Raw genomic sequence first — 14,266 nt, forward strand, 5'->3', positions numbered from 1 at the left:
TCTGAACCGGAGTGAACATGGCCATTCGTCAGGGTGCTACGGAAAACTGGACGAAGTCGTCGTATTCCGGGGGCAACGGCGCCTGCGTCGAAGTCAAGTCCCCTCTTGTGCAGGCGATTGCGGTGCGTGACTCGAAGGCCCCCGAAGGCCCTTCGCTCACCTTCGTCCCCGGCGCCTGGAACACGTTCGTGCGTGATGTCGCCAAGGGCTCCATCACCGCCTGACCGTGTTTCCCTTGCGCGCCGTACCGCCGCACCGACGCAAGTGCAGCCGGTAGCCCTCTCGTCCGGTTCGCCGTCCTGGCCGAGAGGGCTCCTCGCACGAATGCGGGGAGCCCGGCCGCCGCACGGCACCACCCGCCGCCCGATTCAGCGCAGCTGATCGACGTACCGGTCCGTGCCCGGCACGGTCGGGATGAACGGCGCCACCAGTTCCACCCGTCCCAGACCCGACTCCGCCACCGTCGCGTCGAGCCCGGCGAAGTGCTCCGCCCAGCACGCTCGCGGATCCTCCTGGAGGAACCAGAGCAGGGTCAGCCGGGTGTCGACGCCCTCCACCTGCTTCACATAGGTCATCCGGTCGCCCGGCAACGGCGTGGGACGGAACACGGTCACCATCGCCGCGGGCGACCCGCTCAGCCGCTTCGGCAGATGCCGGGAGCGCAGCCACTCCAGCAACTCGGCCCGCTGTCCGGGCCCTTCGGCGTCGATCACCTCCAGCACCAGTCCGCGATAGGGATGATCGAGGGCGTGGAAGTCCCGGGGCCCCGCGGCCCCGTCCCGGTAGACCGTCGCCTCGTGGTCCTGGAACGCCGTGAAGACATGGGTGCGGTCCTGGTAGACCCGGCCGTCGCGGTTCAGCCGCTTGTTGATGCCGACGGTCCACTTCATGTGGTCGTCGTAGCGCCCGTCCGTCACCCAGTACGTGGACAGATAGCACCCGGCGCCGACCGGCTGTGCGATCGCGGACTTGTCCGGGTAGCGCAGCTCCTGAAGCTCCCGGGTGGCCACCCAGCGCCGGCCGGAGAACATCCAGGGCATCGCCATCGCGCCCGCATAGTAATGATCATCTTCGTACCATCGGTTGTACGCGAACTCATGACCCGGGTGCGGTTCCACCATGGTGATCAGCGCGTGCCCGGGATGGACTCCGTACGGCCCCAGCGCGGCCAGTTCGGCGTACGTGTCACTCCGCGTCCCGCCGCCCCGCTCCTGTCCGGGCCTCGTTCCCTCACCCATGCCGTTCCCCTTCCGTACTCCGCCGGAGGGACCTACTCTGACGCCCCGTCAGAAGAAGTTCCAGAGCCGGGAGGCGTCGATGTTGCTCGCGGGGAAGACCGTCATCGTGTCCGGGGTGGGCGCCGGGCTCGGGCATCAGATCGCGGCCACGGTCGTGCGCGACGGGGGCAACGCCGTCCTCGGGGCGCGGACCGCGGCCAATCTCGCCAAGTCGGCCGCGGAGATCGACCCGGCGGGGCTGCACACCGCACACCTGGCCACCGACATCACCGACGAGGCGCAGTGCGAGGCACTCGCGGCGCTGGCCGTCGAGCGGTTCGGACGGATCGACGCGGTGGTCCATGTCGCCGCCTGGGACAGCTACTTCGGCGGGGTCGAGGACGCCGATCTGGACACCTGGAAGGCGGTCGTCGACGTCAATCTGCTCGGCACCCTGCGGATGACGCGCGCCTGCCTGCCCGCCCTCAAGGAGCGCGGCGGCTCGGTCGTCGTCATCGGCACGCAGTCCGCGGTGGCGGCACCGTCCCAGGTGCGGCAGGCGGCGTACGCGGCCTCCAAGGGTGCGCTCACCTCGGCGATGTACTCCATGGCCTGGGAGTTCGGACCGCACCGGATCCGGGTGAACACCGTGCTGCCGGGCTGGATGTGGGGACCGCCGGTGCAGGCCTACGTACAGTTCACCGCGCACACCGAGGCGGTGCCCGAGTCCGAGGTGCTGGGAAGGCTCTCGGATCGCATGGCGCTGCCCGAGCTGGCGACGGACGGCGATGTGGCGGAGGCCGCGGTCTTCCTGGCCTCCGACCGGGCACGGGCGATCACCGGGCAGTCCCTGCTCGTCAACGCCGGCGAGCTGATGCGCTGACGCGCGGGCGCGCTCCGCAGGGAGTTCGGCAAGGTCAGTTCTCCTCCTTCTCGGCCGCACGGGACCCGCATCCCGTGCGGTCTTGTCGTTGCTCTTCGGCGCTCCTGGACGTTCCTTTGTTTCTCTGCACAGCCTGACGAAGTGCCCGCTCATCGTGTGGCCCCCGTCACGTGCACGACAACGCTTTCGTGGGTCAAGAACAAGTAAAATCGTTCGGCTTACTGATCCGCGTTCACATCCCTGACCGCTGAAGACCTTGACCGAGGTACCGAACAGGCGGTTCAATCCCCGAAGTCCCCGTTCCCGCACGGGGGCGCCGCTGAACGGCCGTACTGACGAAGTGCGTACCCCGTTCACAAGGCGGACCCCAGGAGGGGGCACATGAACAGTCTCGACTGGGTCGTGCTCATCGGCTACTTCGGCGTGATGATCGCGATCGGACTCTGGTCCCACAAGCGTGTCGACAACGTCAGCGACTTCTTCACGGCCGGCGGCAAGATGCCGTGGTGGCTTTCCGGCATCTCGCACCACATGTCCGGCTACAGCGCCGTGATGTTCACCGGCTACGCCGGCATCGCGTACCAGTACGGCGTCACGTCCTTCGTGACGTGGTCGCTCCCCATCGCCATCGGCATCGGGATCGGCGCCAAGCTCTTCGCCCCGCGGCTCAACCGGCTGCGCTCGCGACTGCACGTCGCCTCACCGCTCGAATACCTGAAGAACCGCTACAACGTCCCGACCCAGCAGGCGCTCGCCTGGTCCGGTCTGCTGCTGAAGATCGTGGACGTCGGCGCCAAGTGGGCGGCCATCGCCACCCTGCTCTCCGTCTTCACGGGCATCAGCCTGACCCAGGGCATCTTCATCACCGGCCTCATCACGGCCGTCTACTGCACGGTCGGCGGCCTGTGGGCCGACGCGCTGACCGAGCTGGGGCAGTTCATCATCCAGCTGTTCGCCGGCATCGCGATGCTCGTCACCGCGATGAGCAAGCTCGACGGCTTCAGCACCCTGTGGACGGTCTGGGACAAGCTGCCCGAGGGCCACACGGAACCGACGGCCGGTCCGTACACCGTGACCTTCCTGCTGGCGTACCTGTTCATCAAGACCTTCGAGTACAACGGCGGCATGTGGAACCAGGCCCAGCGCTACATGGCCACGGACTCCCCCGCCTCCGCGACCCGCTCGGCGCGGCTCTCCGCCATCCTGTGGCTGGTCTGGCCGACGGTCCTGTTCTTCCCGATGTGGTGCGCGCCGCTGCTCGTCGACGCGCAGAAGCCGGACGCCTCGGACAGCTACGCGCTGATGACCGAGCAGTTGCTGCCGCACGGTCTGCTGGGCCTGGTCGTCGTCGGCTTCTTCTCGCACACGATGGCGATGTGCTCCTCCGACGCCAACGCCATCGCTGCGGTCTTCACCCGCGACATCGCCCCGGTCCTCTCCAAGTCGGCCCGCAACTGGAACGCCCGGGCCGGCCTGCTGGCCGCGCGGCTCTCCACGCTCGGCTTCCTCGGCCTGTCCATGGCGCTGGCGACCCAGATCAACTCGCCGACGTTCAAGGACATCATCTCGGTCGTCATCAAGTGGGTCGCCGGTCTGATGGGTCCGATCGCGATCCCGTTCATGCTGGGTCTGCTGCGCAGGTTCCGTAAGTCGGGACCGACGGCGGCGCTCACCAGCTGGGCGGCGGGTCTGCTGGCGTTCTACTTCACCAACTACAACTTCGACGGTTCGGTGAAGACGGACGTCGCCCTGCAGTACCAGGTGGCGTTGCCGCTGGCGATCTCGCTGGTGCTCTACGTCGTCATCGGCTTCATCAAGCCGGAGGACACCCCGGAGCGCGACGCGATCATCGAGCGGATCAACACGGACGGCGGGGACTCGGCGACCGGTGCGCCCCTGCCGCCCCAGCGTGGCCCCGAGGACGTGGCAGCCGTGGAGGGCGTGAAGGACTGACGCCTGCGGCTGTACGCAGACGCGGGGCGGGGTCACGGATGCGGCGGCTTCCGTGACCACGCCCCGCGTCCGTTCGCGGACTCAGCCGCGCGGGTAGCGGGCCAGCCAGCCCGGCGCGGCGGCGGCGGGACTGTGCAGGGCGGGCCCCTGCGTCATCTCCATGGCGAAGTCGTCGGCGAGCTCCAGGAGGGTGGCGCGGCCCTCCAGCTCGGCCAGCCAGGCGGGCGGCAGCGCGGTCTCGCCGTGCAGCGCGCCGAGCAGCGCCCCGCACAGGGCCCCGGTGGCAGCGGACGGCCCGCCGTGGTTCACGGCCAGCCGCAAGCCGTGCCGGATGTCCTCGCCGACCAGGGCGCAGTACACGGCCACCGCGAGGACCTCCTCGGCGGAGTCCGTGGCCCCCAGCGACTCGATCAGGGCGGGGCCCGGGATGCCCTGGCGCACGGTGCCGAGGGCCTGCTGGAGCGCCTCGGTGACGGGCTCGTGGCCCGGCCGCTCGGCGAGCAGGGCCAGCCCGTGCTGCACGGCCCCGTCCAGCGTCTCGCCGCGCGCCAGCCCGTGCACGATCACGGCGAGGGCGCCGGCGGAGAGCAGGGCGGTGGGGTGGCCGTGGGACTGGGCGGCGCACTCGACGGCCAGCTGGAACACGAGCTGCGGCTCCCAGCCGACGAGCAGCCCGAACGGGGCGGAGCGGGTGAGCGCGGCCGAGTCGTGCGCGGTGGGGTTCTTGGGCCGGTCGAGGGTCCCCATGACGGTGTCACCGAAGCCGCCGAGACACTCCCGGGTGGGGGCGCGGCGGCTGTAGAGCCACTCCTGCGCGGCGAGCCAGCCGTTGTCCTTGCGCCGCTCGTCGGGCCCCCAGTCGTGCTGGGTGGCGGCCCAGCGCAGGTGAGCCTGGTGCACATCGGTGGGCGGGTGCCAGGCGCCGGTGTCGCGGCGGACCTGGGCGCGGATCAGCCCGTCGACGGTGAACAGGGTGAGTTGGGTGACGGCGGTGACGCAGCCCCGCCCGCCGTGCGCGGGGACGAGGTCGGTGACGGCGTCGGCCCCGTGGGCCTCGCGGATCTCCTCCAGCGTGAGCCCGCTGACACCCGCGCCGAGCGCGTCACCGATGGCTCCGCCGAGCAGTGCTCCGCGTACCCGGCTGCGGAAGTCCTGCTGCTCGGCACGGCCCCAGACAGCTGTGGTCGCTGAGCTCACCGTGCCCCTTCCCGTCGGTCGTCCGGTCTGTTCCCGTGTGCGACTGCGCGGTAACTGCGCAGCACTGTAATCGAACGGAGCGGGCTGCCAACGGGGCAGAACGGTATGTACGAAGTAGCTGGTTCGGTTCAGTTTTGCGCGGCATTCTCCGGAGATTGCCGCTGCATCCGGTGCCCCCGGCCGTGCGCGATCCGCAGCAGATCGATCGAGGATCCGGCCGCTGTGACGCGTTATCGGCTGTCCTACGATCGGCTCCGGGATCTGGCGCTGCCCCCGCCGGAGTCCACCGCGTTCATCAGGGGTGTCCTGGAGGAACACAGATCATGAGCCGAATCCCCGACCTCGCCACCGCGACCTGGCGCAAGTCCAGCTACAGCGACGGGGGCGACAACAACTGCGTCGAGGTCTCGGACACCTTCCCCATCCTCGTCCCCGTACGCGACAGCGAGGTCCCCACCGGGCCCGCGCTCGTCTTCGGGGCGGATTCCTGGTCCGCGTTCGTGGAGTACGCGGCCAGGCACTGACACCGGCCGACGAGCGCTTCCGCCTTCTCACTGTTTCGTGGAAGTTGAGAGCGATGGGCGCGCTACGGGTACGGCTGAGGCGCATTCGGAGGCGTCGGCAAGCCACACATCACTCCCCACCTGGTGTCGGATGAGGAAACACGACACGAGGTGTCTGGATTCGCGTCGAGCATGGAGCCACCGGCCATCGCGATGCCATGCGGGGGCCGGGGGCCACGGAACAGCCACGACTCTCAAGGGGACGCATGCCCGACACATCGACACCCGCACCGGCACCGACACCGGCACCCGCACCGGCACTCCGCGGAAAGATCGCCCTGGTCGCGGGCGCCACCCGCGGCGCCGGGCGCGGCATCGCCGTCCAGCTCGGCGCGGCGGGTGCGACCGTCTACGTCACCGGCCGCACGACACGGGAGCGGCGCTCGGAGTACGACCGGCCGGAGACGATCGAGGAGACCGCGGAGCTCGTCACCGCCGCGGGCGGAACCGGTATCGCAGTGCCGACCGACCATCTGGTGCCCGAGCAGGTCCGTGCGCTGGCCCAGCGCATCGACGCCGAACAGGGGCGGCTCGACGTGCTCGTCAACGACATCTGGGGCGGCGAGCGGCTGTTCGCGTTCGACAAGCCGGTGTGGGAGCACGACCTCGACGACGGGCTGCGGCTGCTCCGGCTGGGTGTGGAGACGCACGCGATCACCAGCCACTTCCTGCTGCCGCTGCTGGTGCGGCAGCCGGGTGGGCTCGTGGTCGAGATGACCGACGGGACCGCCGCGTACAACAGCGCGAACTACCGCAACTCCTACTTCTACGACCTGGTGAAGAACAGTGTGCTGCGCATGGCGTTCGTGCAGGCCCATGAACTGAAGCCGCACGGCGGTACGGCGGTGGCGCTCACGCCCGGCTGGCTGCGCTCGGAGATGATGCTGGACGCCTTCGGTGTGACCGAGGAGAACTGGCGCGACGCGCTGAGCACGGTGCCGCACTTCTGCATTTCGGAGAGTCCGGCGTACGTCGGGCGCGCAGTGGCGGCTCTGGCCGGTGACGCGGGCCTCGCGCGCCGGAACGGCCAGTCGCTGTCCAGCGGACAGCTCGCCCTGGAGTACGGCTTCACCGATCTGGACGGCTCCCGGCCCGACTGCTGGCGCTACCTGGTCGAGGTCGACGCCGCCGGGAAGCCGGCGGATGCGACGGGGTACCGGTGACGGTCAGTTCGTGAAGCCGCCCGGGAAGGACGCCCCGGCCGAAGAGCCGCCTACTCCCCGGCGAAGACGTCCTCGGCCGACCGCGCGGCGGGGGCGCGCAGGAGCCAGCGGTTCAAAGTGTCGATATCGCCGCACGTGGTGATCCGCTCGCGGGCCTCGTCCGATACGTCGACGCCCGCCTGAGCGAGGAAGAGCAGGATGCCCTGCGCGATGCCTTTCGTCCGGCCTTCGGTCCGGCCTTCGGTCCGGCCCTCGTCCCGGATTTCCTCCGCCATGAAGGACTTGTAGAAAGAGAGGTCCACGGCCACCAGGTTCCTCCACTGTTGTGCGGCCGGGCGGTTGCCCAGGCCCTGTGCGGTGAGTTCGACAAGGGGATCGGCGATGGTTTCCGGTACGTCCCGCAGAGCGGTCGACAGCGTCTTCAGTATGGCACCGATGTCCGGATCGGCGGCATGTGTGATCGCCGCCAGAGTGGTGAGTGCCAGGTCCTTGCGCGCGTCTGCGACGTTGGTGATCACCGGCATGTTGTGCGGGCCCGCGACGAGCGGGCGCTGGGTCATTGCGGGCCACTGACGGGGCCCGATGGAGACCGGACGGGAGGCCCATTCCGCAGTCGCGCGGTCCTGACAGACGACCAGCAGCAGCGGCGGGAGCCGGTATTTCGTGTACAGGTAGGACAGGTAGTAGGCCCAGCTCGCCGGTTTGTCCGGGTCCTTCTTGCCCTGGGCTTCGATGGCCAGGAGGAACGGCTGGTCGTCCTCCGTGTCCAGGCGCAGCAGGGTGTCCACCCGCCGTTCGACGGGACGGCTCTCGGTCAGGTCGGTGGGCATCACGGTGACCGAGACGGGTGGGGGGATCGTGATCCCCAGCACTTCCGAGACACGGGAGAACAGGCCCGGGTACTCCTGGAAGATGCGGTGCATCGCCTCATGCGGCGCACTGACCATGCGGAACTCCTGCGAGGGACCTGACGGGTGGCGCCCGAACATCCCCCGAACTCGGGGTCGTTATTGCCAGGAGCATATGTCCGCAGGGGCTGCCCGGACTGGCTCGAAGAGCCGCTTCACCCATGTGGGTGACGCAGGCGGAACGGCAGCCGCGAGCGGCCGCTCCGGAGCCCGACCGCACGGCTCCGGAGGCGGCCCGCCCTCCCCCTACTGCGGCAACACCGGCAGCAGCTCCGGCAGATGCCCGTCCGAGGCCGCCGCGGCGGCGACGCGCTCCTGCGGCACCTCCCCGTACAGCGTCGTACGCGGCTTCGCCGGCCGGCCCGCCGCCTCGGCCACCGCGACCAGGTCCTGCACGGACTTGTAGGAGCCGTAACTCGACCCGGCCATCCGGGAGATGGTCTCCTCCATCAGCGTGCCGCCCAGGTCGTTCGCACCCGAGCGGAGCATCTCCGCCGCACCCTCCGTGCCCAGCTTCACCCAGCTGGTCTGGATGTTGGTGATGTGCGGGTGGAGGAGCAGGCGGGCCATTGCCGTCACCGCCCTGTTGTCGCGGTCGGTCGGGCCGGGGCGGGCGATGCCGGCCAGGTAGACGGGCGCGTTGGTGTGGATGAAGGGCAGCGTCACGAACTCCGTGAAGCCGCCCGTCTCCTGCTGGAGGTCGGCCAGCGTGCGCAGGTGGCCCAGCCAGTGGCGGGGCTGGTCGACGTGGCCGTACATCATCGTGGAGGACGAGCGCAGGCCCACCTCGTGGGCGGTCCTGATGACCTCCAGCCAGTCCGCCGTCGGCAGCTTGCCCTTGGTGAGGATCCAGCGGACCTCGTCGTCCAGGATCTCCGCCGCCGTGCCGGGGATCGAGTCGAGCCCGGCCTCCTTCGCGGCGACGAGCCAGTCGCGGATGGACATGCCGGTGCGGGTGGCCCCGTTGACGACCTCCATCGGCGAGAAGGCGTGGACGTGCATGCCGGGCACGCGCTCCTTCACCGCCCGCGCGATGTCGAAGTACGCGGTGCCGGGCAGGTCCGGGTGGATGCCGCCCTGCATGCAGACCTCGACCGCGCCGACGTCCCAGGCCTGCGCGGCCCGGTCGGCGACCTGGTCGAGGGAGAGGGTGTACGCGTCGGCGTCGGTGCGCCGCTGGGCGAAGGCGCAGAAGCGGCAGCCGGTGTAGCAGACGTTGGTGAAGTTGATGTTGCGCGTGACGATGTACGTGACGTCGTCGCCGACGACGTCACGGCGCAGGGTGTCCGCGATCCGGCACAGCTCGTCGAGGGCCGGTCCGTCCGCGTGCAGCAGGGTGAGCGCCTGGGCGTCGGTCAACTTCGTCGGGTCGGCGGCGGCCTGGCTGAGGGCGCCCTTCACATCGGTGTCGATGCGGGACGGGACCATGCCGGGTACCGCCGCCTCGCGGAGTGCCTCCCAGTCCCCGTACACCTCGTCGAAGTCGTCGCGGCGGTCGCCGGTGCGGCCCTCGGTGTCGATGGTGCGGTGCAGGTCGGTGCGGCCGGAGGCGTTGAAGCCCTCGTCGGGCTCCTGCCAGGGCAGGCCGACCGGGACGGCGCCTTCCTTCGCGAGCCCGGTCTCCGGGTCGGCGAGGGCGCGGACGTGCGGGACGAGGCGGGGGTCGAGCCAGGGCTCGCCGCGCTGGATGAACTCCGGGTAGATGGTGAGGCGTTCGCGGAGGTCGAAGCCCGACTCGGCGGTTCGAGCGGCGAGGTCGTCGATGTGCGGCCAGGGGCGCTCGGGGTTCACATGGTCCGGGGTGAGCGGGGAGACGCCGCCCCAGTCGTCGATCCCGGCGCCGACGATCAGCGCGTACTCCGCGTCGACGAGGTTCGGCGGGGCCTGGATGCGGGCGGACGGGCCGAGGATGTGGCGGGCGACGGCGATCGCGGCGGCCAGTTCCTCCAGCTCCGCGTCCGGCATGGCGCGCATCGCCGTGTCGGGCTTGGCGCGGAAGTTCTGGATGATGACTTCCTGGATGCCGTGGTAGGCGCGGGCGGTCCTGCGCAGCTCGAAGAGGGAGTCGGCGCGCTCCTCGTAGGACTCGCCGATACCGATGAGGATGCCGGTGGTGAAGGGGACGTTCGAGCGGCCCGCGTCCTCCAGGACCCGCAGGCGGACGGCCGGTTCCTTGTCCGGGGAGCCGTGGTGCGGGCCGCCGGGCTCGGACCACAGGCGGGTCGCGGTCGTCTCCAGCATCATGCCCATGGACGGGGCGACCGGCTTGAGGCGCTGGAGGTCGGTCCAGGTCATCACGCCCGGGTTGAGGTGCGGGAGGAGACCGGTCTCCTCCAGGACGCGGATCGCCATGGCGCGTACGTACGCGAGGGTGTCGTCGTACCCCTCGGCCTCCAGCCACTCCCGGGCCTCCGGCCAGCGGTCCTCCGGCCGGTCGCCCAGCGTGAACAGCGCTTCCTTGCAGCCCATGGCCGCACCCTCACGGGCGATGGTGAGGACCTCGTCCGGCGACAGGAACATGCCGTGGCCCTCGCGCCGCAGCTTGCCGGGGACGGTGACGAAGGTGCAGTAGTGGCACTTGTCGCGGCAGAGCCGGGTCAGCGGGATGAAGACCTTGCGGGAGTAGGTGATGACACCGGGCCGCCCCGCCGCCGCGAGACCCGCGTCCCGCACCCGGGCGGCGGAGGCGGCGAGATCCGTCAGATCGTCGCCGCGCGCCTGGAGCAGGACGGCGGCCTCGGCCATGTCGAGGGCGACCCCGTCTCTGGCACGCTTGAGGGCACGTCGCATGGAGTTGGTGGTGGGGCGTCCGCGCTGAGGATCGGTCATGACCCGAGCATACGAGCGAGTAGTCGCCCGGTGACCGGCCGGATCTCCCGCAGGTCACCCCCGCCCCTGGCGCCTCGGCCGCGCAAGGGTCCCCGACCCGTAGGCTCGGCCCGGTGATGGAAACGATCGTCTTCGACATCGGCGAGACACTCATCCGCGACGACCGCTACTGGGCGTCCTGGGCCAACTGGCTCGGCGTCCCGCCGCACACGCTGAGTGCGCTGGTCGGGGCCGCGGTCGTCCAGGGCCGGGACAGCGCGGACGCGCTGAGCATGCTGCGCCCCGACATGGACGTCGCGGAGGCCTCGCAGGCACGCGCCGCCGCCGGACGCGGCGAGCACCTGGACGAGTCGGACCTCTACCCGGACGTCCGCCCGGCCCTGGCCGAACTGCGTGCGCTGGGCGTACGGGTGGTGGTCGCGGGCAACGGGACGGTGCGGGCCGGGGAACTGCTGCGGGCGCTGGACCTGCCCGCGGATGTGATCGTCACCTCGGACGAGTGGGGCGTCGCCAAACCGGACCCGGAGTTCTTCGCCCGCGTCCTGGAGGTGTCCGGCTCGGACCCGAAGGGGACGCTGTACGTGGGCGACCATCCGGCGGGCGATCTGTTCCCGGCCAAGTCCTCGGGGCTGCGGGCGGCGCACATCCGGCGGGGCGCGTGCGGGTACTGGTGGGCGGACCACCCGGACGTGGTGGAGACCGCCGACTTCCGCATCAACGCGCTGACGGAGCTCCCGGGCCTGCTGAGCAAGGTGCCGGACGCGCCGGAGCCGCGGCGGCCGAGGGCGTTGCGGGCGTTGTAGGGGTGTCCGGCGCGTCCGGGCCGGGCCCCGCCACGAGCGGGGTGCCCGGCCGTCGGCGCTCCCCTCAGAGGTACGGTCGCTGGGCGGCCTTGGCCTTCACGTACGCGTCCCGGGCGGCCCTGGTCTCCGGGGCGTCGGAGACCTCCGCGACCGGCACGTCCCACCAGGCTCCGGAGGAGGGCGAGGGGGCCAGCGGGTCCGTCTCGATGTGGATCACCGTGCACCGGTCGGAGGCCCGGGCCTCGGCAAGTGCCTTGCGGAGTTCGGCGGTCGTGGCGACCCGCAGGACGTCCGCGCCCAGGCTCGCCGCGTTGGCCGCCAGGTCGACGGGCAGCCGGTCGCCCTCCAGCGCCCCGCTGTCCTGGTCGCGGTAGCGGTACCAGGTGCCGAAGCGCGGCGCGCCGACCGTCTCGGAGAGCGCGCCGATCGACGCGAAGCCGTGGTTCTGGACCAGGACCACGATGAGCTTGACCCCTTCGGACACGGCCGTCACCAGTTCCTGCGCCATCATCAGGTAGGAGCCGTCGCCGACCATGACGAAGACCTCGCGCTCCGGGGCGGCGAGTTTCACGCCGAGCCCGCCGGCGATCTCGTAACCCATGCAGGAGTACCCGTACTCGACGTGGTACTGCTTCGGGTCCGCCGCCCGCCAGAGCTTGTGCAGGTCGCCCGGGAGCGAACCGGCCGCGCAGATCACCACACCGTCCTCGCCGGCCGCCTCGTTGACGGCGCCGACCACCTCGGACTGGGCCGGCTTCGGGGTGTGTTGCAGGTGGTACGCCGCGTCCACGGCCGTGTCCCAGTCGCGGGCCAGGGCGACGGTCCGCGCGCGGTGCTCCCCGGGCACCTGCCAGTCCGCCAGTGCGGCGGTCAGCGCCTCCAGGGCGGTACGGGCGTCGGCGACCATCGCCAGTCCGGCGTGCTTCACCGCGTCGAGCCGGGCCACGTTGATGTTGAGGAACCGGACACCGGGGTCGGCGAACTGGGTGTGCGAGGCGGTCGTGAAGTCGCTGTAGCGGGTGCCGATGCCGATCACCAGGTCGGCCTCGCGGGCCAGCGCGTCGGCCGCCGTGGTGCCGGTGTGCCCGATCGCACCGGCCGAGGACGGGTGGCCGTGCCGCAGCGAGCCCTTGCCCGCCTGGGTCTCCGCGACCGGGATTCCGGTGGCGCGGGCGAAGGCGTCCAGCGCCTCGGTGGCGCCCGCGTAGACGACGCCGCCCCCGGCCACGACGAGCGGGCGGCGGGCGGCGCGGATCATCCGGACGGCGTCGGCCAGCACCTCGGCCTGCGGGGCCGGCCGGTCGATGCGCCACACCCGGTGGGCCAGGAACTCCTCGGGCCAGTCGTACGCCTCCGCCTGCACGTCCTGGGGCAGCGCGAGCGTCACCGCGCCGGTGTCCACCGGGTCGGTGAGCGTGCGCACGGCCGCCAGGGCGGCACCGATCAGCTGCTCGGGGCGCGCGATCCGGTCGAAGTACCGGGAGACCGGCCGGAAGGCGTCGTTGACCGTCACATCGCCCGCCCACGATGTCTCCAGCTGCTGGAGCACCGGTTCGGCGACGCGGGTGGCGAAGGTGTCCCCGGGCAGGAGCAGGACGGGGAGCCGGTTGATGGTGGCCCCGGCGGCGGCGGTGATCATGTTGGTGGCGCCGGGTCCGACCGACGCCGTGCAGGCGAACGTCGAGAGCCGGTCGGTCATCCGGGCGTACGCGGCGGCGGTGTGCACCATCGCCTGCTCGTTGCGCGCCTGGTAGTACGTCAGGTCGCGGTTCTCCCAGAGCGCCTGTCCCAGGCCGGCCACGTTGCCGTGGCCGAAGATGCCGAAACAGCCGGCGAACAGGCGCCGGCTCTCCCCGTCCCGTTCGGTGTGCTGGGCGACCAGGAAGCGCACCAGCGCCTGGGCGACAGTGAGCCGGATCATGATGTCCCTTCCTCGGGCGGTGTGGCCGGAGTGGAGCTCCAGGTTTCGCGGATCCAGGCGTGCGCCGGGTCGTCGGTGATCCGCCAGGCGCGTTCGTCGTGCGGGCCGGCCATCACGTTGAGGTAGTACATCGGGTAGCCGGGCAGGGCGGCGGAGGGGCCGTGCCAGCCGTCCGGCACCAGCACGACGTCCCCGGTGCGGACTTCGGCCGTCTCACCGGCGGGGCCCGGCGGGCTGCCGCCGAGCCGGTGGTGGCCGAAGCCGCCGCGGCCGATCTCGAAGTAGTAGACCTCCTCCAGCTCCGACTCCGTCGCGGTGTGCTCGTCGTGCTTGTGCGGCGGATAGCTGGACCAGTTCCCGTCCGGGGTGAGGACCTCCACCACGATCAGCCGGTCGCACGCGAAGCCGTCGGCACTGGCCAGGTTGTGGACCTGACGCAGACAGGAACCCGCGCCGCGCGTCTCGACCGGGACTCCCCCGGCATCACCGCGGCGGAACGGCAGGTCCCGCCGCGCGGTGCCGCTCGCCAGCGCGAACCGGCCGCCGCCGGTGCTGCTGATCACGGCGTCGCTGCGCCGGGGGACGTACGCGAAGTCGCTCACGCCCTCGAAGACCCCGGGGCGCCCCGCCAGTTCGAACTCCTCGGCTCCGCAGCGCACGGAACAGGAGCCGGACAGCGGCAGCACGATCACCTCGCGTTCCTCCGTACCGAAGGACTGCGAGCCGCCGGGGCCGAGTTCCAGCACCCGCAGTCCGGTGTGGCGCATGCCGGTGTCCACGGTCCAGGGGCCGTGTGCGGTGCTGCCCGCGGGCTGATGGCCGTCCATGG

13 protein-coding genes are annotated in these 14,266 nt (G+C 71.0%); 7 read left to right on the forward strand and 6 right to left on the reverse strand.

The genetic code is table 11. The annotated features are described in order from the left end of the window. Window positions 1–17: 17 nt before the first annotated feature. Window positions 18–224 (forward strand): DUF397 domain-containing protein, encoded by a 207-nt coding sequence (locus OG446_RS15455; RefSeq protein WP_328894591.1) that lies wholly within the window; start codon window positions 18–20, stop codon window positions 222–224. A 144-nt stretch (window positions 225–368) separates the two neighbouring features. On the opposite strand, the gene OG446_RS15460 is transcribed toward OG446_RS15455, so the two are convergent. Next, entirely contained in the window at window positions 369–1,238 is an 870-nt protein-coding gene (locus tag OG446_RS15460; protein WP_328894592.1) for a hypothetical protein, read from the reverse strand. Window positions 1,239–1,317: 79 nt separating this feature from the next. Here OG446_RS15460 and OG446_RS15465 point away from each other — a divergent pair, with 79 nt between their 5' ends. Next, complete coding sequence (locus OG446_RS15465; protein WP_328894593.1) at window positions 1,318–2,100, forward strand: SDR family oxidoreductase; 783 nt, start codon at window positions 1,318–1,320, stop codon at window positions 2,098–2,100. 381 nt (window positions 2,101–2,481) lie between these two features. Beyond that, window positions 2,482–4,053, forward strand: coding sequence for a sodium:solute symporter family protein (locus tag OG446_RS15470; protein WP_328894594.1), 1,572 nt, complete (start codon window positions 2,482–2,484; stop codon window positions 4,051–4,053). An 81-nt stretch (window positions 4,054–4,134) separates the two neighbouring features. Here the strand turns inward: OG446_RS15470 and OG446_RS15475 are convergent, their stop codons facing one another. Beyond that, window positions 4,135–5,250, reverse strand: coding sequence for an ADP-ribosylglycohydrolase family protein (locus OG446_RS15475; RefSeq protein ID WP_328894595.1), 1,116 nt, complete (start codon window positions 5,248–5,250; stop codon window positions 4,135–4,137). Window positions 5,251–5,355: 105 nt separating this feature from the next. Here OG446_RS15475 and OG446_RS37195 point away from each other — a divergent pair, with 105 nt between their 5' ends. The 3 genes from OG446_RS37195 (at window position 5,356) to OG446_RS15490 (ending at window position 6,976) form a co-directional block, all read left to right on the forward strand. Beyond that, on the forward strand, window positions 5,356–5,577 hold the full coding sequence (locus OG446_RS37195; protein WP_389258539.1) for a Scr1 family TA system antitoxin-like transcriptional regulator: 222 nt from the start codon (window positions 5,356–5,358) through the stop codon (window positions 5,575–5,577). Next, window positions 5,574–5,774: a DUF397 domain-containing protein gene (locus OG446_RS15485; RefSeq protein WP_328894596.1), complete on the forward strand. Its 201-nt coding sequence runs from the start codon at window positions 5,574–5,576 to the stop codon at window positions 5,772–5,774. Before OG446_RS37195 ends, OG446_RS15485 begins: the two co-directional genes overlap by 4 nt. 245 nt (window positions 5,775–6,019) lie before the next feature. Then, a complete protein-coding gene (locus OG446_RS15490; RefSeq protein WP_328894597.1) occupies window positions 6,020–6,976 on the forward strand; it encodes an SDR family oxidoreductase in 957 nt (318 codons plus the stop codon). 50 nt (window positions 6,977–7,026) lie between these two features. Here OG446_RS15490 and OG446_RS15495 read toward each other — a convergent pair whose 3' ends face one another. Both OG446_RS15495 and OG446_RS15500 read right to left on the reverse strand, forming a co-directional pair. Then, window positions 7,027–7,923 (reverse strand): hypothetical protein, encoded by an 897-nt coding sequence (locus OG446_RS15495; protein ID WP_328894598.1) that lies wholly within the window; start codon window positions 7,921–7,923, stop codon window positions 7,027–7,029. A gap of 207 nt (window positions 7,924–8,130) precedes the next feature. Beyond that, window positions 8,131–10,713 carry a bifunctional FO biosynthesis protein CofGH gene (locus tag OG446_RS15500; RefSeq protein ID WP_328894599.1) on the reverse strand — a complete coding sequence of 861 codons (2,583 nt, stop codon included), beginning with the start codon at window positions 10,711–10,713 and terminating at the stop codon, window positions 8,131–8,133. A gap of 116 nt (window positions 10,714–10,829) precedes the next feature. Between OG446_RS15500 and OG446_RS15505 the strand changes: the two genes are divergently transcribed. Next, window positions 10,830–11,516 (forward strand): HAD family hydrolase, encoded by a 687-nt coding sequence (locus OG446_RS15505; RefSeq protein WP_328898309.1) that lies wholly within the window; start codon window positions 10,830–10,832, stop codon window positions 11,514–11,516. 64 nt (window positions 11,517–11,580) lie between these two features. Here OG446_RS15505 and iolD read toward each other — a convergent pair whose 3' ends face one another. Continuing rightward, entirely contained in the window at window positions 11,581–13,437 is a 1,857-nt protein-coding gene (gene iolD, locus OG446_RS15510; protein ID WP_328894600.1) for a 3D-(3,5/4)-trihydroxycyclohexane-1,2-dione acylhydrolase (decyclizing), read from the reverse strand. Next, entirely contained in the window at window positions 13,434–14,264 is an 831-nt protein-coding gene (gene iolB, locus OG446_RS15515; RefSeq protein WP_328894601.1) for a 5-deoxy-glucuronate isomerase, read from the reverse strand. The genes iolD and iolB overlap by 4 nt, the downstream gene beginning before the upstream one ends. Between the last annotated feature and the right edge of the window lie 2 nt (window positions 14,265–14,266).

The organism is Streptomyces sp. NBC_00236 (assembly GCF_036195045.1).
GTDB lineage: Bacteria > Actinomycetota > Actinomycetes > Streptomycetales > Streptomycetaceae > Streptomyces.

Coding starts and splice junctions, on each gene's coding strand:
- iolB (WP_328894601.1), bottom strand. CDS start 14,264: ATGGACGGCCATCAGCCCGCGGGCAGCACCGCACACGGCCCCTGGACC.
- OG446_RS15455 (WP_328894591.1), top strand. CDS start 18: ATGGCCATTCGTCAGGGTGCTACGGAAAACTGGACGAAGTCGTCGTAT.
- OG446_RS15505 (WP_328898309.1), top strand. CDS start 10,830: ATGGAAACGATCGTCTTCGACATCGGCGAGACACTCATCCGCGACGAC.
- OG446_RS15460 (WP_328894592.1), bottom strand. CDS start 1,238: ATGGGTGAGGGAACGAGGCCCGGACAGGAGCGGGGCGGCGGGACGCGG.
- OG446_RS15465 (WP_328894593.1), top strand. CDS start 1,318: ATGTTGCTCGCGGGGAAGACCGTCATCGTGTCCGGGGTGGGCGCCGGG.
- OG446_RS15490 (WP_328894597.1), top strand. CDS start 6,020: ATGCCCGACACATCGACACCCGCACCGGCACCGACACCGGCACCCGCA.
- OG446_RS37195 (WP_389258539.1), top strand. CDS start 5,356: ATGTACGAAGTAGCTGGTTCGGTTCAGTTTTGCGCGGCATTCTCCGGA.
- OG446_RS15485 (WP_328894596.1), top strand. CDS start 5,574: ATGAGCCGAATCCCCGACCTCGCCACCGCGACCTGGCGCAAGTCCAGC.
- iolD (WP_328894600.1), bottom strand. CDS start 13,437: ATGATCCGGCTCACTGTCGCCCAGGCGCTGGTGCGCTTCCTGGTCGCC.
- OG446_RS15495 (WP_328894598.1), bottom strand. CDS start 7,923: ATGGTCAGTGCGCCGCATGAGGCGATGCACCGCATCTTCCAGGAGTAC.
- OG446_RS15500 (WP_328894599.1), bottom strand. CDS start 10,713: ATGACCGATCCTCAGCGCGGACGCCCCACCACCAACTCCATGCGACGT.
- OG446_RS15470 (WP_328894594.1), top strand. CDS start 2,482: ATGAACAGTCTCGACTGGGTCGTGCTCATCGGCTACTTCGGCGTGATG.